A 22,031-nucleotide genomic window follows, 5' to 3' on the forward strand; every position below is an offset into this window, starting at 1 on the left:
ATAGTACAATTCCGAAGCAAAAGAGCCGTTCATAATATGATCCGGCTCTTTCGTTAATCTAGTCAATCAGCTTGGACTGATGGCGTTCTAATGTATTATATATTTTTTTGACGTCCTGCGATTTCTCTTTTTGCAGCACCAAGATAGCGTCTTTGGTGTGAACAAGTATACTATCGCGCAAACCAACAAAGGCAGTATAGACATCCGTACCTATGACCATATTGCCATTTTCATCCACAGGATGCCCTGTCTGTTTTAGATAATCGTACATGGACTCAAAAGACCCAAGATCTGACCATTGAAAACTCGTCGCAACTACGCGAATTTTTTTTGAACGCTCCATTACGGCGTAATCAATGGAAATGGATGGTATCTCTTTTGACAAAGTTAAATCAAGTTCTCCATCCTGACGATGCTGCCAGGCATTAAAAGCCGTTGCATACACTTTGGGTTCGAAATTCTGTAATTCGCTCAGGAAAGTATCTGCACGAAAACAGAACATCCCCGAATTCCACAGAAAATTGCCCCGTTCAATAAAATCCTCTGCAGTATCCTGATTGGGCTTTTCCCGGAAAGAAAGAACCTTATCATCTTTATATTCGATATAACCGTAGCCCGTTTCCGGGCGAGTCGGCTGGATGCCGAAGGTCACAATATAACCTTTGTTTGCTTTTTCAATTCCGGACTGAATAGCCTTTGCGTAAGCATCATCGCCCACAATCACATGATCCGAGGGTGTAACAATCAGAATATCATCAGGCTGAGCCGCAAAGGCTGCAAAAGCAATTGCCGCGGCGGTATTACGTGGTGTAGCTTCGACAATATCAATGTAGTCTACCTTATTATTTTCCATCACCTCACGGCTCAGCCCATGATTGTCACGGTTGCCCACGACAATGACCTGACCACATAAGGACTGATTGCGCTTAATGGTCATCTCAAACAGAGATCCTTCTTTGAATAAGGAAAGATACTGTTTGGGATAACTCTTACGCGAAAGCGGCCAAAGCCGACTTCCTACTCCTCCCGTTAATACCACATGGATAACTGTACTCATAATATTATTTTTTCTCCGCTTCCTTATCTGCAACGACCTTACGCAAACCGGTACTTGAAAAACGATGTGTACGCTTGTTGTAATAAATCTCAATATTTTCTTCGACACAATATAGGCGGCCAGAAAAGTCTTTATCGCGGTATTCCTCACCGATAATACGCATATTGATCGGCAACGCTTTGATCATATCAATCAGATCTTGCTCCGTCTCGTAAGGGATAATCTCGTCCACATAGCGGCATCCTTCCAATTGGATATAACGCTCGACAATGGTCTGCGTTGGTTTAGCCTTTTCCGGAGACACCTCCGAAGGATCGGTATTGAGGCCAACGATTAAATAATCGCAGTGGCGTTTAGCCTCTTCCAACATCATAATATGGCCTGCGTGCAATAAATCAAATACACCAAAAGTAATTCCTATTTTCATGTCGTTATATGCTTTAAATTGTTGATGAAAGATCTGATTTTAATATGGATTGCTCTTCTAAATTGGCATTTGCCACAATCTTGCGCAAGCCTGAACTCGAGAATCGATGATCGCGGCTATTAAAATAAAGCTCGATTCCCTTTTCCTCACAATAGGCTCTACCGGTGAAGTTTTTCTCCCGATACTCGTCACCGACAATGCGGACATCAATATTAAAAGAGCGCAGCACATCCTCCAGATCCTGTTCAGTTGCATAAGGAACAATCTGATCCACATATTTGCAGCCCTTAAGCTGGATGTAACGCTCCACAACAGTCTGTGCCGGTTTGTTTTTTTCCGGCCGATCCAAAGTCGGGTCAGTCTGTAAACCACAGATCAAGAAGTCGCATTGGCGTTTAGCATCTTCAAGCATTTTGATATGCCCTGCGTGCAAGAGATCAAACGCACTGAATGTAATCCCGATACGCATGCCTTTGGCTGGAATAGTAATCATAGTCAAATTGAATATTAAAAATTTATAATAAAACGGCAGTACACCTATACCAAAGATAAAAATTAAAATATGATGCTGCTTTCTGTGCAGGAAGATTTAACGAAAAAATCATGCCAAAGAAGGGACATCGGCATGCCTAAGGTATAGATTGGCGCAAGCCCGTGCATCCGAAAGTGCCTCGTGGTGATTCAGTTCAATTCCCAACACCTCACAACAGGCATTTAAACGGGCAGGCTTAAAGCCTTTTCCCTGGTAGATCCTGAAGGTACATTCCCACTTCTCCATTAACCCCAAACTATCGTAAGGCAGGTTATAGTAATTCATGGTCTTACGCAAAACCCCGCGGTCAAACAGCTCATTGTGCGCAACCATAATCCGGTTATTAATCAAGGGAAGGATTCGAGGAAACAATTCTTTAAACGTGGGTGCATCGGCTGTATCCCGCGGTCTGATCCCATGAACACGCGTTGTCTGCCACATGTATTGGTTTTGAGGAGGCCGGATCAGTGAATAAAACTCATCAACGATAATACCCTGCTCAACCACCACAAGGCCAATGGCACAGGCTGAATTCTGGTTGGCCGTAGCGGTTTCGAAATCTATTGCGGTAAAACTTAATCCTGACTGCATGTTCACTCCTCTATAAACTTGCGGTAAAGTTAACAAATAGTATTTAGATATCAATTATTGAGAATTTGTATAGCCGTCTGTAATTCACATATAGTTTACCATGCACTTGAAAATGAAATAGGTTTTGACTATGTTTGAAAAGCATAATAATTAAACGTAAGGAATGAAAAGTTCAACTCTTGGTTTTTGGTTACCGATAGGCCTGATCATAAGCCTGCTGTGGGCCTGCAACGGAAATAACAATTCAAAAAAAGAAAGTAACGAAACAACGCCGCAAAAGGCAAGTATAACAAGTACTGCTGACAGCAGTCTGCTCCATTTCTGGGACAAATTTGACATGAACGATACAACGCAGGTGAAGAATCCGGACATCGGCGAGCAACAACTGGCTAATTTTATCGATCTGTTGTCTAAAACACCTGATTCGACCATGCGGGATAAAGCGGTAGACCTGATGCTGGACAAAGCCAAATCCAATAGGCCGAGTTTTGACCATTTCATTAAACTATACGAACGCTATCTTTATGACGGCAATTCGCCTATGCGGAATGACATTGTCTATGAGTCGGTGCTACGTTACCTGATCAAAACGGATCTGCTGTCGGATCTGGAAAAAGAGGCCTATCGTCCGATCTACAAATTGATACTGCGCAATAAAGTAGGACAGCCTGCAGAGGACTTCAATTACGAGCTGGCCAATGGCAAAAAAAAGAAACTATCACAGACAAAAGCGAAATATACCTTTCTGATCTTTTACGACCCTGAGTGTTCGCATTGCAAAGAAACCATCCATCAGCTCCGCGATACGCCAGAATTGGTCCAGCTGTTTGAACAGCGACAGGTGCAGGTGCTGGCAATTGACCCTTGGGGCGACCGCAACACATGGAAGAATTATATGCCCGAAATTTCCGAAAAATGGATCAACGGTTTTGACAGCGAGAGCAAGATCTTATCGTTCAACCTATATGACCTCAAAGCTTCACCAACCATCTATCTTTTGGATGAAAACAAGAAAGTGCTGTTGAAAGACACTTACCTGCAACCGGTGATTCAATATTTTGTTCAACCCAATCAATAGGATATGACCGAACATTCGGAGGACAATAAGACACGTATCATTTCCAATGCGCTTTATTTTAGCGAAGTACAACGTATGCTGGATGAAGGGAAGGAGGTCAGGATCCGTATCAAAGGGGGCAGCATGCGCCCTTTTATTCAGGATGGCGATAGTATCTTGCTACAGGCTTACCGGGGCGGGGCCTTGCAGCCAGGCAGTAACCTATTGGCCAGACATGAGGGAAAGTATGTTTTTCACCGCTATGTGGGGAAGAAAAATGGACAGATCGTCCTGGCCGGGGACGGCAATCTCGTGCTACGGGAGTATATAGATCCGACAGATATTATTGCTGTCGCTTTGGTTCATTTTCCGCAAAATTCAGCGAAGGAAATTAATTTAAACCACATTCGGGCAAGATTCCGCGGCCTCGCCTGGTACCATATCCGTCTGCTTCGACGGGTTGTGGCAAAATTGAATCGCATGGCACAGCAGTAAAACAAATTATGCTGATGAAAAATAATTATTAACTTTGGTTTTATTTATTCTATTTTGCCCCAACATATCCTTTTTCCAAGAATATACATCCGAAAAAAGGATATGACCATTAAAAACAGATAATTTATATATGAAATTGAGATCGGATTTAGTATTGAGAACAATTGGTTCAGATCATTTAATTGTAGACCCTAGCCAGGATATGGTCGACTTGTCGACCGTGTACACTTTAAATAGTACAGCGGCCTGGCTTTGGGAGGAATTAAAGGGAAAAGAGTTTGACCAATCTACCGTCGTTGAATTACTTTGCCAAAACTACGAAGTCGATGTTGAGCAGGCACAATCCGATACGGAAGTCTTACTTCAGGATTTTGAGAAACAAGGGCTATTGGAAAAATAACCTTTCCATTATTCAATCCGGATGAACAACAACAGCCTGAAACAACATGCACGCTGGGCATGGTCCATCAGCGAGGGCTATCGTGGCAGATTGCTTCTTTACTTTGTATTGGAGCTGATATGCATCGGTCTCTCCCTTGTTTTTGTATACCTGTCCAAAAAAGCGGTTGATGTGGCCACCTCCCCGGGGGAATTGCCGCTCAAATGGCTGTTGATCGGCATTATAGGCAGTATTACGCTCAATGTGGCTATTAAAGGCTATTCGGGCCGTCTGCTGGAACGGATCAAATTGATGCTGACACTCCAGTTGCAGCGTCATATGCTCGATGCGCAGATGTTATCGGTATGGCGCTTGATCAAAAACTGGCATACAGGTGATATCCAGATCCGGATTCAGACAGACTGTGAAGAAGTGGCCAACACCATCGCCAGTACCGTACTTTCTTTTGTATTGACGATTATCCAACTACTGGCTTCTGTAGGATTCTTATGGTATATGGACCCCATGCTGGCCCTGATGATCCTGGCCATCTCCCCCCTCTTTGTCTTTTCAAAGATCTACTTCCGTAAAATGCGCAAACTCAGCAAGGAGGTCAAAGAGGAGGAAAGTAATTTTTCAAAGGTCCTCCAGGAAAATCTGCGCTTCCGCCTGCTGATCCGTGCCATGGGCATTTTCCCAAAAAGACGGTCGAAATTGACGGCAAGCCAACAACAGCTTTTTATGCTGAAAATGCGTCAGATCAATTTTTCGACGTATACGCAGGGGGCGATGAAGGTAGCCATGAATGCGGGTTATTTGGTCGCCTTTATCTGGGGGGTCTATCGGCTACAATCGGGGCAGATCACTTTCGGAACAATGACGGCTTTTTTGCAACTGGTGGCGCGCATTCAGAGCCCGATTCTTGCCTTGATCGGCTATATCCCCGGCTTCGTCCGCTTTCGTGTATCCGCAGACCGCCTCCTGGAATTGCAGGAGGGGGAGATTGAACCTCAGGTAGAGCAGCAGCGATTAAATGGGACAGAAGAGCTGCGTATCACGGACCTGTCCTTTCGCTATGAGGATAAGTGGGTGTTGCAGCAGCTAAACCTCTCGCTAAAAGTGGGTGAGCCAACGGCAATTATCGGCCCGAGCGGAAAAGGAAAAACAACCCTGATCCGTCTGTTGCTATCGCTGCTAAAAGCTGAAACAGGTGACATCACAGTGGTTGACAAAGACGGTGAAAGATCCCTGGAAGCAAAACACCGTATCAATTTTGCCTATATTCCGCAGGGTAATTCGCTTTTCAGCGGAACGATACGGGAAAACCTTATGCTTCATGTAAAAGAGGATAGCCCACTGGATATTGATAAAGCGCTTTGGCTGGCCTGTGCAGAATTTGTATATGATTTTCCGGATGGTGTGGATACCTTAGTGGGCGAATCAGGAATGGGCTTATCGGAGGGACAAGCCCAACGTATCGCCATTGCGCGTGCCTTGATGCATGACGGTGATATCTGGCTCTTTGATGAAGTTACCTCAGCGCTGGACCGTACAACTTCGGATACGCTAACGCATCGTCTGCTGGAATATGGAAAACATAAAATATGTCTATTTGTAACGCACGACTTGAATCTGGCGGATAAATGTCCGCATCGCATCTATCTCGATTGAGGAAGATCAAGATGGCAACATATAAACATCAATAGAAAGAATCTGAATATTTCAACTAATATCAATGGATTAAAACAAAGCGAGCTTGCAAGCTCATGAAGTAATTAATCAAAAGATGAACTGAATCATGGATATCACCAAATCACCCGAGTTCGCTCAAACCCGCTACCATATTGCGGAATTATTGCTGGAATTTAACCATCCCAAGGAATTTCCCTTATATCAACTCCTTCGCTCCTTCCAGGGTTTTCACTGGGTAGGTACGTATAAAGCTGAAATTGTCATCAATATCAGTTTGGACAAGGCTCCGGTAACAGCCGATATGGGGACATTACGTACAGATGACTCCATCGCCTGGGGCGACCGGTTCCGTTTTTATGAAAAGGGTGATACCTTTATTACTACCATTGTAAATGAGAAGGGCAATGGCACATGGTACCAGTACAGTAACCGTAACTTTGAAGAATCGACGATCTATGTCCCTGAGAGCTCGGCGGATGAACAGAGTGCCGTGATCACCTGGATGGCCATGATGATATTTGGCCAGGCCAGCCTCCTCTATGATACGATAATGATTCACGCTTCTGTGGTCAATCACGAACGTAATGGAATCGCCTTTTTAGGTAAAAGCGGGACCGGAAAAAGCACACACAGCCGGCTTTGGCTGACACATATCCCCAATACGGCATTGCTGAATGACGACAATCCGGCCATCCGCATAACAGAAGATGGGATTTTTATCTATGGAACTCCCTGGAGCGGCAAAACCCCCTGTTATAAGAATGAACGGCAGCCATTAAAAGCATTCGTACGGCTGGAACAGGCTCCGGCCAATACGTTTACATGGCAGCCCGGAATCAAGGGCTTTATTGCGGTGCTCCCGAGCTGTACAGCAATCCGATGGAACAAAGATCTTTTTTCAGGTATGAATACAATTCTCGAAAAAATTGTAGCTGAAATACCGGTAGGTTATTTACAGTGCTTACCCGACGCTGCTGCTGCCCAGCTGTGTCATTCCTTCATATTTGACCGTAATTAATTCGTACTGAGCCTTCCATTAAATTAAAAGGTCACCAGATAACATGATTATCCGGTGACCTTTCGATCTCTCCTTTAGTTATCATCATACAGTCAAGTGCTCTTAGCGCACTGTGCCAGCACTAACTTATTTGCTTCTTGTCTTGATCATACCCCGCTCTGGCCTAGTATGCATTTTGCCCTGATCCACTGTTTGGATCGTTCGGGAAGAAATGCTGCGCAATGCTGCCCGGGTTTTGGTCGACGGAGCCGCATCCGCTAAAGCTGTTGCCAGCATTTTCTCCGCAGGATCTCCGACATCGGCTGAAACATCGTCACCGACGCCAGAAATATCAGGAACAAGGCCATCCCAATAATCGCGCAGGTCTCGGTCAGTACCCTTGTTATATTTTTCGCCAAGATTTCCGCGTGCGTTCTTCAGGATAAATGAAGCTGGCCAATAAGATACTTTGTCGCGGACTTTCTGCTCGAAAAACCCAACGGGCTTACCATATGTTCTTGATTCGGTGGCAATGATCTCAACCGGAAGGTGCGGAGTAAGCACATTGATCAGCATCTCCGCGGCTGAAGCTGTCTCTTCACTCACCAGGAAATAAACTTTATTGAGATTCAAGGCACTTCGTCCGTCGAAGTAGGTATCATACATATTCAGTTGATCTCTTAAGCTCTTTGCTGCATCCGACTGCATGTACTTGTTCATTTCATAGGTCAGCATCAACTTACCTTTGGTTTTGGCACCACCGATCTTATCTGCAATATAAATAGCCGCGTCTACATAGCCCCCGCCATTGTAACGCAGATCAACAATCAGGCTTTTGATCTGTTTGGCCTCATATTCCGTAAAGGCCGCATCGATATTTCTCTGATTTTGATTGTTTTTTTCAATTTCCTCAAAAGACGATAAAGCCAGATAACCGATATTATTGCCACTATTGAGGTAAATCGTATCCTTATAGACTGGATTGATGACGTACGAATTGTTATAGTTCATCGGCTTCTCGAACAGCTTATTATCAGCACGTTTGACCTGAAGAGTGAGGTTTGCTGCATCTAATGCGTTATTGATATTATTACGCAATCGACTGTAGGCTGCAGGATCCTTTACCTCGCAGCTTCCACCCGGGTCCGGACAGCTGACTTCGATCGAATAATTTTCCTTGTCATTATTGACAGATGTGATAATATCGGCCCGTTTAAACCCAGCCACCTGTGCCGGAGAACCACCTTCCACAAAGGAAATAAAGGGTCGTGCGGTCTTGCTGTCTATCGAAAACCACTGCACAGATATGCCATAGCCCTCGTTGTTATCCATCTTGGTACTGGCCTTTTCGGCGATATTGTAACCGTTGATACCTTCCATAAAGGAAAAGCGGTCAAATACCCCTGCGTAACCAGCCGCCACATGGACGGGTGTCAGCCTTTTGAGTGCATCAAGCACATTGCTCGCCGAACCATATTGATCGGTATATTGAGCCGGATCTTTTAAATAATCCGGAATAGATCCATCCGCCCATACGGAATAAAGCTTATAATATTTATAAATATCGTCTTTGATAAGCTGACCTTCGGTGCGGTCAGTTGGTTCGGGCTCCGGTTCGGGCTCGGGATTATCCTTTTTACAGGAGAGAATAAAAAGGCCGGAGAGCAATATTGCAGCCAGACGCCCTACTTGTTTTACACGCATTGTGTTCATACTTGAAACATTTGTAAAACAAACATAAATAATTTTAGCTGATCCGCAATGAAAAAAAACGCAGCCTCCCCATGATGCGCTACTGTAATAAATAACATTTTTTAACAATTTCATTTGTCTGTATGAAGATATTTCTTACATTTGCGCTGTTTATAATTAATCTAAATAAATTTTTAAAACAACAGAGATTCCGAATCTACCAAATAGATCAAGCGATCAACATAACATGAAAAACATCAAATACAATAGTATCTTTCTGCTTATCCTATTAGCATTCAGCGCGCAGGCGCAAAAATTTACTGCATCATTAAAAGGGTATGTCAAAACCACAGCCCAACAGGGGATTGCGGCTTCGACCATACGAATCGGTGACCTTTACTCATCAACAGATGAAGCAGGGTACTATGAAATCAAGCATATTGACCAAAGAAGTGTGACAATAACAGCTTCTGCGATAGGTTATAGAAATATAACGAAAACTATTGTCCTAAAAGCCGGCGAAAATACATTCGACCTTGAACTTACATCGGATCAAAAAGAAATTGACCAGGTGGAAGTATTTGGCCGTACGAAGGCTCAGGAAGTGAACCGGCAGGCTTTCAATGTAACTGCTGTAGATGCAACCAAGCTTTATAATACAACACTGAACATCTCAAGCGCACTTGATCAAGTGGCGGGTGTACGTGTACGTGAGTCTGGGGGCGTGGGCTCCAACTTTAACCTAATGCTAAATGGTTTCAATGGAAGTCAGGTCCGTTATTTTATTGATGGTATCCCCATGGAAAATTTTGGTTCAGCTTTCCAGATCAACAATATCCCCATTAATATCGCTGAACGTATAGAAGTCTATAAAGGTGTCGTACCTGTATGGCTGGGTTCTGACGCACTGGGCGGTGCCGTCAATATTGTAACGGGAGACCGGTTTAAAAACTACGTGGATGCCTCTTATTCTTTTGGCTCCTTCAATACGCACCGAACCGTAATCAATGCGGCACATACCACAAAAAGCGGATTATTTTTCCAACTGAATGCCTTTCAAAACTATTCCGACAATAATTATAAGGTTACAGTAGATGTTGCGGACCTCAATACACAGCAGTATAAAGAAGGGGTTAGATTAAAAAGATTCCATGATACCTATCACAACGAATCCCTGATCGCAAATATCGGTGTGGTCAATAAGCCGTACGCGGATAAATTGCTTTTTGGAATCGTATTGGGTAAAAGTTACAAAGAAATTCAGACCGGAGCCCGGATGGAAACTCCATTTGGTGGCTGGCACCGCAGAGGCACTACGGTAATGCCAACCTTCAAATATAAGAAGTCTGATTTATTTGTAAAAGGTCTGGACCTGACGCTAAATGGTAATATCAACGTCGGTACGGAACAGAATATTGATACCGTATATGCACGGTTTGACTGGTATGGCAATCGGAAGTATATCCCCGGAAAGGGCGGGGAAAGTTCCTATTCCATGTACAAATACAAGAATAATCTCGCTGTTGCCAATGCTATTTTAAACTATAAACTCTCCGAAAATCACAGCTTGTCGATAACAGATGTGTTCAACAGCTTTAAACGAATGGGAAGCGATGAAGTAAATCCGCAAAATACTTCTTTGGAGCGGGCAAAACTCAGTCAAAAAAATGTGTTGACTTTCGGTTATCAATACGATGTAAAAGACCGCTACAGCGTCAATGCTTTCGTAAAAAATTACCACCAGCATAATGTAAATGGAGCCAATGAGCTTGTCAAAGATCTATCAAAATGGGGCTATGGAACAGCGCTAGCCTATTACTTTACACCATCTTTCCAATTGAAGGGTTCTTATGAATTGACTGTACGCATGCCTACCCCGGATGAACTCTTTGGCGACGTGGAGAATTATGAAGGAAATTTTGCATTAAAACCCGAAAACAGCAATAATTTTAACCTCGGTATAAATTACGATTTTGCATTGAATGCTGCCAATCGTTTTTCCTTAATGGCCAATGCATTTTATCGAAATGCGGACAATTTCATCTACCAAAGGCTCAATAACAACCAAACCAAATATATCTCCGACAATAGAGATGGGGTCCGATCCATAGGTGGTGATATGGACTTGCACTATTCACACAGCAACTGGTTTACAGCGGGCCTTAATATGACCTATCAGTCCGTTGTCAATACACAGAAGTACGAACCTGATTATACAGGCATAAGTCCATTGTACAAAAAAACAATGCCGAATATTCCGTACCTCTTTGGAAATCTAAATGCCGCTGTCACGCTATATGATTTTGGTGGTAAGGACAATAAATTAACGTTCGGCGGCAGTCTGCAATATGTACATCGCTTCTGGCTTTATTGGCCAATTTTGGGGGGGACCGATGAGGATTCCGAAAAAAGACAGATTCCAATGCAAATGGCACTGGATGGCAATGTGGTCTATTCCATCGCTAACGGACGCTACAATATTGCCTTTGAAGGTAAAAACCTAACGGACAACCGTCTGGTTGATAACTTTAGTTTACAGAAACCAAGCCGTGGATTCTATCTTAACTTACGCTACTTTTTCAATAAATAATAACGCATAATATTTTAAACATGAAAACAAAATCATTATTATCAGTCTTAGCAGCAGCTATCTTAATAACATCTTGCTCCAAAAGTGAAAACCCCAATCCGGTGGATCCTGATCCTACTCCAGGTGCGGGAAAATATATTGTTGCCGTGACACCTATTGCCAGTACTGGGGTAGCTGACTATTTAGTCACATCCAGCTCGCTTGATGACGGTAAAGTGTCCATTATCGGAAATGGTATTGAACAAGATGGAACATGGAGATACTATTTGACAACGAATAACAAATTTTTTAGCTTCTTATACGGACAAGGTAACCCCGGAGCTGTGACAGCTTATAACCTGACGGATGGAAAATTAAAGAAATTGACCAATTTCCAGTCGGAAACCGTAGCGGCATTTGCCCCTGTCAACGACGATGTATTGATGGCCAAAATGACCAGAAATCCAACCACTCCTACACATACCTGGTACAGGGTAAACACCAATAGTCTTTCCATGGTAGGTGAAGGTACAATAAAGGCACTTGAGCTGACCAATAATGGAGAAATAGGATATTTTACTTGGTTAACCCAAGTGGGCAACAAAGTATTTGCGCCTATTATGTCAATTCAGGACCGTAATTTTACAACTACACAGCCAAATAAAGCATGGATTGCAGTCTATTCTTACCCGGACATGAAGCTTGAAAAAGTTTTTACCGACGAGCGTACAAGCTATATAGGCCAATACTTTACCAATGGTCTAGGTACAGTTGAAAATGGTGATATCTATGCATTCTCTGCTGCCAACGCAGAATCAAAAGTGGGCGAAGACGTTAAAATCACAACAACTAATCCTTCGGCTATCTTAAAGATTGCTTCAGGCGCAACAGAATTTGACAAAAACTATTTCTTCAATATTTCTCAGGTTTCCGGAGGATACAACATTGTTAACTGGACATATGTAGGTGGCAACAACTTTATCGTGAGCTCCCAAAAGAAACAATCCGATGGTAGCTACAGTGCGGAAACAACCATTGCTGCAGTAAATGTGGTCGATAAAACATTTAAAACGATCAGTGGATTACCAAAAGCCGACGAAATAAAAACATTTACACAACGGAACAATTACAGTAAGAAAGATGGCAAAACAGGCTACATCGGTGTGAACTTAAAATCGGGCAAAAGCTATGTCTACAAGATCGATGCTGCTGCAGCTACCGCTACCAGAGGTCTGGAAGTTGAAGGCGGATCGATCACCGCAATCGAACATTTAGACTAATCTCATTTTATACTTACAATACATACCCAATATGCTGATAGGTAGCATATTGGGTATCTGTATAAAACCGCATAACCAACTATGTACACATTTTTACTCCTGCTCATTTTTGCTGGTAGTTTTTTCTGGTTCTGTTCATCAGAAAAAGTCAAGATCAAGCATGCGCCAGCGCTCATACTCCCCCTGGTGAGTGATAAGATGCGTGCGAAGATACTGGGTATCGTCCTGCTTGGGCTTTCCTGGGTACTGACCATGTATTTACAGGGGCTTCTTTCAGGAACACTTGCCTTCGGCGCTTATGTGATGGGATTTTTTAGCATGATCGTACTCCTATGGCCTTACCGCTATTTCCAGTGGAAACAAATTACTGTTGTTTTTATAATCGCTTTCTTTTTTGAAACAATCATCTTCTAAACCATGCCAGCGAATAAAAAATATTTAAGCCATCCTTTTCAGCGGTTCCTCAAATTAACCGCGGGATTCTTCGGTGGTTATTTTGTGATGCTCTATCTGCACCTTTGCCTGACCAAAATGTTTGATAAAACGGATATATTGATCACGACTTATGTGACGGGTTTTATCGTCTGGGGAATATTATTGCTTGTCGCCTTTCTTTCAAAAAACGGCTGGCTAATCTGGGGTATCTATCTGCTTCTGATTGCTCTGTTCTATGGTATCTTCCTTTACCTATAATCTCCTGACCTATGAATTTAAGACGTTATAATATCTATTTCAATACGCATACCATCTCAGGGATAATCATCTGTGCGATCTTGTATGTGATCTTTTTTGCGGGATCTTTTTCGTTTTTCAAAAATGAGATCAACGCCTGGCAAAAAAATGAGTCGGACAAAGGGGGAGCCTACCGAAACCTGGTTTTTGACCACCTCCTGGATTCTATTGGCCAAATCAAAGAACTGAAAGGAAGGGATATCGCATTTTATATGCAGCATAATGGTCACGCTAGCTATGTCAATATCGGAGCCTCACAGGATACAATTGTTGCGAATAAAGCAAAAGCGATCGCTGCGCAAAAAGAATTGGCCGAAAAGACACGGCTCGCAGCGACCAATAAAGGCACAGCGGTAAAAGACGCAAATGCCAAAGATGAAAAAAAGAAAAAACGGGGCCGTGGCCGACGTGGAAATGAAGATTCCATGTATTTTTCTTATGACCTGGCCACAAAAAAACCGTCAGATTACAGCGATGGTTATACGATGGGTGAATTTTTGTATCGCCTGCACTTTTTAGCACCGCTCAACCAGATCGGGATCAATATCGGAAGACCTTTTGGCTATACCCTGGCGGGCCTGGTTTCTTTTATCTTTCTATTTGCCCTGATATCTGGCCTGATGCTCCACTGGGACAAAATCAAATCGAACTTTTTTGTATTCAGGCCGGGAAACAAGTGGAAAACCGTCTGGACCGACATGCATACAGCACTTGGCGTGATCGGATTCCCGTACCAATTTATGTATGCCCTGACAGGTATCGTTCTCATCGTAAATTCAGTCCTTATTATTCCATTCAGCAAATACCTCTATGACGGGAAGGAGGATGAAGTATATGCTGCCCTTGGGTATAACGACAATACAAAATACACCTATCTGTACGAGCCCCTCACGACAACCTTTAAGATGGGGAATTTTTTGGATAAACTGGAAAACAAATGGCCCAATAGCCATATGAACCGCATCTTTATCAAAAATTATGGTGACAAAAGCATGCATGTGGTTGCGTTGTACGATGCTGATATCGATAAAAATTTTGCCGGCTCAGGTCGGATGGTCTATCGTGTAGCGGATAATAAAATACTTTTCGAGAAATCGGCTGCCGAAAATGGCTCCTACCTGGATTATATGAAAGGATTTATTTACCGCTTGCATCTTGCTGATTTTGGTGGGTATCCGATCAAAATCATCTACTTTGTCCTGGGTATTATGGGCTGTTTTGTAATTATTTCAGGTATTCTGATCTGGCTGGTTGCACGTGATAAAAACAATATCCCGAAACGTAAGCGCATCTTCAATTTCTGGGCCGCCAATGTATTTATGGCTGCTTGTCTAACCATGTTTCCGGTTACCGCAGCAACCTTTATCGCTGTTAAATTGGCGACGAAGGTGGACCAATCTTTTATATTTCACGTTTATTTTTATAGCTGGCTGGCTTTGGGAGTCTTTTACATTATCCGTAGAAATATCGGAAAAACCAATCGAGAGACTCTTCTACTAGGCGCAGTGTTGTCAATAGCGGTACCAATTGTCAATGGTATAAAAACCGGAAACTGGATTTGGGAAACGTTTCGTTCGGGCGCAAATGACATTTTACTGGTGGATCTCCTTTGGTTGTCTTTAGGGATCATCGGCTTGTTGATCTTCAGAAAGATGGCGCAAACAGCCAAAAAAGATGCCGCGAATGGTCAGGGTACAGCTACGCCTAAAAGCAAAGAGCAGACTGTTGCTGACGACAGTGGCAATGGTCCAACAAAGCCTTTGCCTCCAAAAAGGTCATTTGTACCTAAAAATACCCGCACGACAGAAGCATAATTTCGTTGTTCATATTCGCAAATGGCGGGCCTACAAGCTCGCCTTTGTTATTTTATGCGACCTCCTGGCTTTAATATCGGTACTTCTCTTTCCACTTGTCGCGTAGACTCTGGCGGATCTTCTCTTCTTGCGGGTTTTGTCCGGGTTCATATAATTTTACGCCACTCACCTCTTTGGGCAGAAATTCCTGCAGCACAAAGTTTCCCGGATAGGCATGTGCATATTTGTATTCGGCGCCATAATTGAGCTCTTTCATCAGCTTGGTGGGCGCATTGCGGATATGCAGGGGCACAGACAAATCACCCGTTTGCTTCACCAGCGCCTGGGCCTTATTGATGGCTTCATAAGAGGCATTGCTCTTAACTGAGGTGGCCAGGTAAATAACGGTTTGCGACAGAATAATACGCGATTCGGGCCAGCCGATTACATTCACTGCCTGAAAACAGTTGTTGGCCAACAAGAGCGCATTGGGATTGGAGTTGCCAATATCCTCGGATGCTAAAATCAGTAATCTACGGGCGATAAATGAAGGGTCTTCGCCCCCCTCGATCATGCGCGCCAGCCAGTACACGGCAGCATTGGGATCAGATCCACGAATAGACTTAATAAAAGCTGAAATAATATCGTAATGTTGTTCGCCCGCCTTGTCGTATATCGCCATGTTCTGCTGCACCTGCCGCAGGACAAAAGCATTCGTAATCGGCTCCCTGTGGAGAACCGCCGCATTGACCACAAGCTCAAGCACATTCAATAGTTTGCGTGCGTCACCTCCGGACAACCGCAATAGCGCCTCATATTCCTCGACAACAATTTCATGCTTTTGGAGGTATTCGTCCTCATGCAAGGCCTTTTGCACAAGGCCAATAAGATCCTCTTCAGACAAATGCTCGAGCACATAAACCTGACAACGGGAAAGCAATGCTGATATGACCTCAAATGAGGGATTTTCGGTGGTGGCACCGATCAGTGTAACCAAGCCCCTTTCGACAGCGCCCAACAAGGAGTCCTGTTGGGATTTGGAAAAACGGTGTATCTCATCAATAAACAGAATGGGCTGATCCTGATTGAAATTCATCAGTCGCTCGGCTTTATCGATCACCTCACGGATATCCTTTACACCAGCTTGTATAGCGCTCAAGGAGAAAAAAGGTCTATCCAGCTCTTTCGCAATTAACAGCGCCAGACTTGTTTTTCCCACCCCTGGAGGGCCCCATAAGATCATCGAAGGGATATTTTTTTGTTGAATCGCATGATACAGGACTGCATCAGGGCCGACAATATGTTGCTGTCCCACATAATCATTCAATTGATGTGGACGCAGTCTTTCTGCAAGCGGGATACGTGTTGCCATAACACAAAATTAGTATTTAGTATTGAGATATGGGTATTGAGATATCTTTAACATTTTTTCACACAATTTTTCTTCATATTTGCTCTAGTATAAGTTCTTTATGGCTGAGCAGAGAACGATAAATTGCCTTCACTATACAATTTATCTGAGTTTGCTCTAGTATAAGTTCTTTATTGCTGAGAACAATAAGGTTCGCTCTATTGTATTTAAAATGCTTGTGGAAGCAGACCTGAGCTTGCCAGCTTATTGAAGATAAAACGATAGATTGCTTTTGGCATGCAATTTATCTAAGTTTGTAATACACGTTTATGACGACGTAATCATTTTAAAGGATGACAAAATACTGGACCCGACTTCTGACTGCCCTAATCCTGACCCTTGGAATGAGCGGTAAGGTGGCGGCACAGCAAGCCCCAAAGGATTATACGGGGGCGATAAAAAAATATGATGTTTCATTTAAAGGTGTAGGCCCAGAGGTATATTTCCTGCCTCCTCCAAAGACTGAAAACGAAATTATTGAAGATAATTATAGTGATAAAAAGGGCTTTAGCAAGGAAATTGCCAGACAGCTGCTCTTCCAACGCCTGTTACTGCAATTGAAAAGCACCAATAACATGGGGCATTTTCAATACCTGATAAACCCCGTTCCTGTCGATGCCGCAGCATGGAATAATGCCATCGAGAACCAAAAGAAATCTGAAAACTGGATTGCGGGTTACGCCCTGGCGAATGAGGCCGCGCTATTTGCCATTAAAAATAACGACAGCAGCAATGCCTCAAAATTCCTTTATGATGCACTGTCTTTGGCCAACCGTACCGACAATAAAGATGACATTGCTACAATCAATCTGAATCTGAGTAATTTTCAATTGTACAATGGAGACTTTATCAAAGCGGAAGAAAGTGCCCAAAAATACCATAACCATGCGACAGTCAGCAAAAGCTATCTCGAACAGGCCAATGCTTGGTTATTAATTGCCATGGCACGTGCAGGACAAGGAAACTTTAAAGCCGCGGAAAATAACATTATCCGAAGTGCCATTCCCCTATTCAATAAATCAAAAGCCTATGAAGGCAAAATATTCGCCTGGGAAATGCTTGCGGAGATTTACTTTAAACAAAATAAATACACACAGGCACAGTGGTTTTTGCTGCAGGCACGCGATCTGGCCAATGCAAAAAAACTGATCGGCGAACTTGCGGAGATCGAATATTTACTTGCGGCCTCCAAACAAAAGGACGGTAATTACAAGGTCGCCATCAAAGAATTTATTCAAGCCGCTGAACTGGCTTCCAATGAGAATAACAAACAGCTGTCGTTGGCGATATTGGACAAATTGGGCGAAGTTTACCTGGTTCTGGAGGATTATCCATCAGCAGACCAGACTTACAAAGCGTATACCCAGCTGAAAAATGAATTGTACAATTAATCGGCTGTGATCAGATCATAGCAACCGTAGGAATAAAAAGTAAGAAATAAATTGTATTTTAAGCTTTTTGTAAATATTAAAGGATAAATCAAATAAATTTTTAGAATCTATGTCAATGTGCTATGAATTTCACTAAATTTAGCACGCTTATCAATAAGAGCTGAAAATTTTTTTATAAAATGATTATTAAAACTGTCGAAAATATGTTTAGGAAACTCATATTTGCACTTTTTGTGGTATCTATTGTCTCCTGTGGATCAACACCACGGGTGGCGCTTCCAGATGATGGCGGCCTCAAGCCAAGTACCCAGCATCAGATCATCGCGAAAGAAGTGATTGGATTATTGGAAAATGCGAGCTACAAGAAGGTCAAAATGAATGATTCGGTATCTGGAATTATCTACGATAATCTGATCAAAGGGTTGGACCAAAGCAAGAATTACTTGATTCAGTCGGATATCGATGAATTTCAGGCTTACAAGAGTAATCTGGCTCAGGATATGAAAGATGGCGATCTTTCTGCTGCTTTCCATATCTTCAATGTCTACAAAAAAAGATATTTGGAAAGAATGCAATATGCGCTTTCTGAAATAGACAAAACGCATGACTTCAACAAAGATGAATTCTATCAACCCAACCGGGAAAAATTAGGCTGGTTCAAAACTGATGCCGAGGCGAACGACCAATGGCGTAAACGGGTAAAGTATGACTTATTGAATCTGGAAACAGCAAGTGGAAAATCTACGGACAGTGCCAAAACCAAACAGGTGGAAACATTGAAGAAACGTTATGTGAATTTAATTTCGCAGACAAAAAAATACAATTCCAATGACGCCTTCCAGATTATTATGCAGGCGCTTACGGATGCCGTGGATCCGCATACATCGTATTTCAACCCATCCTATGCACAGGCTTTCAATGAAGGGATGGCAAATACTTTTGAAGGCATTGGTGCAAGACTGATGATTGACAACGAGGCCGTGAGCATCAACGAAATCATTCCCGGCGGACCGATCTTTAAGGATAAAACCATTCAGGTGAATGACAAGATCATCGCTGTCGCACAAGGTAAAGATGGCGAATTTGAAGATATCATCGGCTGGAGACTGGATGCAGCAGTAGCCAAAATAAAAGGACCTAAAGGAACCATTGTAAGGCTTAAGATTATTCCGGCCGGACAACCAATGAACTCGCATCCGCGAATTGTTTCATTGGTCCGTGAGAAAATCGTCGTTGAGGAGGAATCCGCGAAGAAAGAAATCATGAACATCAAAGGTGCCGATGGCAAGATGTATAAAGTCGGGGTGATCAATATTCCTAAATTTTACATGGATTTTGATGCCTACAGAAGACGTGATCCAAACTATAAAAGTACAACACGGGATGTAAGATTAATCTTAGACACCCTGAAACAGGCGAAAGTCGATGCCGTATTAATTGATTTACGTTTCAATGGCGGGGGATCACTTCCGGAAGCAATCGACCTGACAGGATTGTTTATCGATAAAGGACCTGTGGTACAGGTACGAGATACCAAAAACAATATTGATGTCGAAGAAGACAAAAATGCCGGTGTGACCTGGGACGGTCCACTAGGTGTGATGATCAACCGCTTCTCGGCCTCAGCTTCTGAAATCTTCGCCGGTGCGATTCAGGATTATGGCAGAGGGGTAATCCTTGGCTCACAAAGTTATGGTAAGGGAACCGTTCAATCGGCTATAGACATGTCACGTGTCATTAGTCCAACAAGCCGCCTGTTACTGAAAGCTTCTGGTGAGAAAGATCCTGATACCCCCGAAGGTGCGCCACAATATGGACAGATCAACATTACACTGGGTAAATTCTACCGTGTCAATGGCAGCAGCACACAACATAAAGGGGTAACACCTGATATTACATTTCCATCACAATTCTCCGCAGAGAAATTTGGTGAAAGTTCAGAAAAATCTGCGCTTCCTTGGGATCAGATCCAGTCCAGCAACTTCAAAAAAGTCGCTGATATGACCGGTGTGGACAAACAGCTCGAAACCCTGCATGAGACACGTATCAAAAATTCACTTGAATACAAGTACCTAAAAGAGGATATTGAAGAGGCTCAAAAAGATGAGGACGTGAAAATTTCACTGGAATTGAATAAATTCAAGAAAGAAAAAGATGACAACCTCAAGAAAAATAGGGACCGTATCAATGCTTTATTGAAATTACAGGGCAAACCAGCATGGGAAGAGGGTAAACCGCAACCGAAAATGGATCTTGACTTTGTAAAAGATGAAAGTGCAAAAGTAATGACGGATTACATCATCAATTTTGCAAACAAAAAATAACCGGGACAACCCCATAAAAAAAGGCAATCGCGTAATAACGGTTGCCTTTTTTTATGATACTCATCACAATACTAAGCCTTTAACAGCGAATTCATCTTTTCTTCGTACCTTGTCATAACGCGATAATCGCATAGATTTTAGAATGATGGTCCGCGCGTGTAAACTTTAAGCGGCTTAAACTGTTTACATACTAAACATCGACTTGACATAAATTTCTAACTTATAGCACAATGAAACGTATCCTGCTTTTAACCGACTTTTCAGAAAATGCACTCTTAGCGGCGAAACAAGTCGCCCTCTGTGCAGCGGCCTGGAAAACTGAACAAGTTATTGTTTACCATACGTATAACAGCGTAACAATTGTAAACAACGAACCTATAGTTGTGGTCAATGACGAAGTGAAAGAGGCCAAAGAGAAAGAACTAAATAGCTGGCTGGAACTGATCAAGCCTCTTTTTCCACCACAGGTGATCTTGTCACACAGGATGGAAGATGTCGACTTGCCGATAGGAGTGAATGACCTCTGTAAATCGGAGTCCATCGATCTGGTGGCGCTGGGAATCACCGGACAGACTGGCTTTGCGAAAATATTGGTGGGCAGCAATGCCATTACCTTAATGGATATCTGCAATAAGCCCATGCTGATTGTCTCCCACAAGGTCGATCCGGCAGTTCCAAAACATGTACTGGCAACCACCGACCTGAAAGAAGTGGACCGGAAATTAAGTCTGTTTAACCTGGATCAGGTCCTCGATGCTTTTTCCGCACAGTTATACGTACTGAATGTTGCGAAGCGCGAGAGTTCGGCCGCAGATCTGGCACAGGAATTAAAACATTTACATGAACGGCTGGACAAGTATAAACCTATCTATGATTACATCAGTCACGACGATATCACGATGGGAATAGCGGAATATGCGAAAGAGAAGCATATTGACCTCATCCTGTCCTTTCATAAGAAACAAGGTTTATTGGCGAGTCTATTTAAAACGAGTATATCCAAAAAGATGGCCTGGAACGGCGCGGCCAACTTATTGGTTATTCCAATGGACAAGTCCTAAATAGGCACTAACACCAAGGGGCTTTGNNGAGCCCCTTGGTGTACATGTCAATATCAGGAAAGACCGGCAGGGCGATTGTTTTCCGCCAAATCCCTGTTATTTCTTGTCCACGGAATGCTTCCCGGGTCCGATAAATACAAGCCCGAGAAACACGAAAAATAGTTCGATCGCATGGGATGCGCCTGAGATACCGTCGCCTTTGGACAGGTGCATCAATCCGGCAACCACCATCGTAAAGGCAAGCAACAGTGCTGAGGGCCTAAAGAATAGCCCTAAAAGTAGAAAAAGACCACCAATGGTTTCTGCTGCTGCAGCCATAAAACCCCAAAATGCCGGCATAAAATTAATACCCATATTGCCCATTGCTTTACCCACACCGGCCCAAAGTTCTGGCCCTCCCTGCAGCTTAGGCAAACCATGCATAATCATCATGACGCCTAATCCGATACGAAGAACCAGTAAGCCTGTATCTCTATATTTACCCAGTGAATTCCAAATTGCCATAAATAAAAATTATAATTTAAAATGTTAATGACTGATAGACTCTCCTA

The 22,031-nt window shown here is 43.0% G+C and carries 20 protein-coding genes; 13 read left to right on the forward strand and 7 right to left on the reverse strand.

From position 1 onward, the window contains the following. Window positions 1-58: 58 nt before the first annotated feature. The 4 genes from B4G94_RS01845 to B4G94_RS01860 all read right to left on the reverse strand — a co-directional run bounded on the left by B4G94_RS01845 (window position 59) and on the right by B4G94_RS01860 (window position 2,607). Entirely contained in the window at window positions 59-1,057 is a 999-nt protein-coding gene (locus B4G94_RS01845) for a mannose-1-phosphate guanylyltransferase (RefSeq protein WP_108635290.1), read from the reverse strand. A 4-nt stretch (window positions 1,058-1,061) separates the two neighbouring features. Next, complete coding sequence (locus B4G94_RS01850) at window positions 1,062-1,484, reverse strand: adenylyltransferase/cytidyltransferase family protein (protein ID WP_108635291.1); 423 nt, start codon at window positions 1,482-1,484, stop codon at window positions 1,062-1,064. Window positions 1,485-1,497: 13 nt separating this feature from the next. Beyond that, window positions 1,498-1,977, reverse strand: coding sequence for an adenylyltransferase/cytidyltransferase family protein (locus tag B4G94_RS01855; protein WP_286856778.1), 480 nt, complete (start codon window positions 1,975-1,977; stop codon window positions 1,498-1,500). Window positions 1,978-2,085: 108 nt separating this feature from the next. Continuing rightward, on the reverse strand, window positions 2,086-2,607 hold the full coding sequence (locus B4G94_RS01860; RefSeq protein ID WP_286856780.1) for a 3'-5' exonuclease: 522 nt from the start codon (window positions 2,605-2,607) through the stop codon (window positions 2,086-2,088). A gap of 163 nt (window positions 2,608-2,770) precedes the next feature. Between B4G94_RS01860 and B4G94_RS01865 the strand changes: the two genes are divergently transcribed. From B4G94_RS01865 to B4G94_RS01885, 5 genes are all read left to right on the forward strand, one after another. Then, window positions 2,771-3,685, forward strand: a complete 915-nt coding sequence (locus tag B4G94_RS01865; RefSeq protein WP_286856781.1) for a DUF5106 domain-containing protein — start codon at window positions 2,771-2,773, stop codon at window positions 3,683-3,685. A gap of 3 nt (window positions 3,686-3,688) precedes the next feature. After that, window positions 3,689-4,159, forward strand: a complete 471-nt coding sequence (locus B4G94_RS01870; RefSeq protein ID WP_286856783.1) for a S24 family peptidase — start codon at window positions 3,689-3,691, stop codon at window positions 4,157-4,159. 130 nt (window positions 4,160-4,289) lie between these two features. Then, window positions 4,290-4,559 (forward strand): PqqD family protein, encoded by a 270-nt coding sequence (locus tag B4G94_RS01875; RefSeq protein WP_286856785.1) that lies wholly within the window; start codon window positions 4,290-4,292, stop codon window positions 4,557-4,559. A gap of 21 nt (window positions 4,560-4,580) precedes the next feature. Next, window positions 4,581-6,209 (forward strand): ABC transporter ATP-binding protein, encoded by a 1,629-nt coding sequence (locus tag B4G94_RS01880; RefSeq protein WP_286856787.1) that lies wholly within the window; start codon window positions 4,581-4,583, stop codon window positions 6,207-6,209. A 127-nt stretch (window positions 6,210-6,336) separates the two neighbouring features. Further along, window positions 6,337-7,248 carry a hypothetical protein gene (locus B4G94_RS01885; protein ID WP_286856789.1) on the forward strand — a complete coding sequence of 304 codons (912 nt, stop codon included), beginning with the start codon at window positions 6,337-6,339 and terminating at the stop codon, window positions 7,246-7,248. Window positions 7,249-7,374: 126 nt separating this feature from the next. Here the strand turns inward: B4G94_RS01885 and B4G94_RS01890 are convergent, their stop codons facing one another. Continuing rightward, window positions 7,375-8,940: a S41 family peptidase gene (locus B4G94_RS01890; protein WP_286856790.1), complete on the reverse strand. Its 1,566-nt coding sequence runs from the start codon at window positions 8,938-8,940 to the stop codon at window positions 7,375-7,377. A gap of 226 nt (window positions 8,941-9,166) precedes the next feature. On the opposite strand from B4G94_RS01890, the gene B4G94_RS01895 reads away from it, so the two are divergent. From B4G94_RS01895 to B4G94_RS01915, 5 genes are all read left to right on the forward strand, one after another. Beyond that, window positions 9,167-11,509, forward strand: a complete 2,343-nt coding sequence (locus B4G94_RS01895; protein ID WP_286856792.1) for a TonB-dependent receptor — start codon at window positions 9,167-9,169, stop codon at window positions 11,507-11,509. A 20-nt stretch (window positions 11,510-11,529) separates the two neighbouring features. Then, window positions 11,530-12,768, forward strand: coding sequence for a DUF4374 domain-containing protein (locus B4G94_RS01900; protein ID WP_286856794.1), 1,239 nt, complete (start codon window positions 11,530-11,532; stop codon window positions 12,766-12,768). Window positions 12,769-12,849: 81 nt separating this feature from the next. Further along, window positions 12,850-13,182 (forward strand): hypothetical protein, encoded by a 333-nt coding sequence (locus tag B4G94_RS01905; protein WP_286856796.1) that lies wholly within the window; start codon window positions 12,850-12,852, stop codon window positions 13,180-13,182. Window positions 13,183-13,185: 3 nt separating this feature from the next. Further along, window positions 13,186-13,461: a hypothetical protein gene (locus B4G94_RS01910; RefSeq protein WP_286856797.1), complete on the forward strand. Its 276-nt coding sequence runs from the start codon at window positions 13,186-13,188 to the stop codon at window positions 13,459-13,461. A gap of 11 nt (window positions 13,462-13,472) precedes the next feature. Further along, entirely contained in the window at window positions 13,473-15,314 is a 1,842-nt protein-coding gene (locus B4G94_RS01915) for a PepSY-associated TM helix domain-containing protein (protein WP_286856798.1), read from the forward strand. Between the two features lie 70 nt (window positions 15,315-15,384). Here the strand turns inward: B4G94_RS01915 and B4G94_RS01920 are convergent, their stop codons facing one another. Beyond that, a complete protein-coding gene (locus tag B4G94_RS01920) occupies window positions 15,385-16,665 on the reverse strand; it encodes a replication-associated recombination protein A (RefSeq protein WP_286856799.1) in 1,281 nt (426 codons plus the stop codon). Between the two features lie 332 nt (window positions 16,666-16,997). Between B4G94_RS01920 and B4G94_RS01925 the strand changes: the two genes are divergently transcribed. The 3 genes from B4G94_RS01925 to B4G94_RS01935 all read left to right on the forward strand — a co-directional run bounded on the left by B4G94_RS01925 (window position 16,998) and on the right by B4G94_RS01935 (window position 21,480). Further along, window positions 16,998-18,095, forward strand: a complete 1,098-nt coding sequence (locus tag B4G94_RS01925) for a tetratricopeptide repeat protein (RefSeq protein WP_165305238.1) — start codon at window positions 16,998-17,000, stop codon at window positions 18,093-18,095. A gap of 203 nt (window positions 18,096-18,298) precedes the next feature. After that, window positions 18,299-20,419, forward strand: coding sequence for a carboxy terminal-processing peptidase (locus tag B4G94_RS01930; RefSeq protein ID WP_286856801.1), 2,121 nt, complete (start codon window positions 18,299-18,301; stop codon window positions 20,417-20,419). A 230-nt stretch (window positions 20,420-20,649) separates the two neighbouring features. After that, window positions 20,650-21,480 carry a universal stress protein gene (locus B4G94_RS01935; protein WP_286856803.1) on the forward strand — a complete coding sequence of 277 codons (831 nt, stop codon included), beginning with the start codon at window positions 20,650-20,652 and terminating at the stop codon, window positions 21,478-21,480. Window positions 21,481-21,576: 96 nt separating this feature from the next. Here the strand turns inward: B4G94_RS01935 and B4G94_RS01940 are convergent, their stop codons facing one another. After that, entirely contained in the window at window positions 21,577-21,984 is a 408-nt protein-coding gene (locus B4G94_RS01940) for a DoxX family protein (protein ID WP_108635322.1), read from the reverse strand. Between the last annotated feature and the right edge of the window lie 47 nt (window positions 21,985-22,031).

The sequence above is a fragment of the Sphingobacterium sp. UBA7625 genome, from assembly GCF_002484085.1.
Classification (GTDB): Bacteria; Bacteroidota; Bacteroidia; order Sphingobacteriales; family Sphingobacteriaceae; genus Sphingobacterium; species Sphingobacterium athyrii.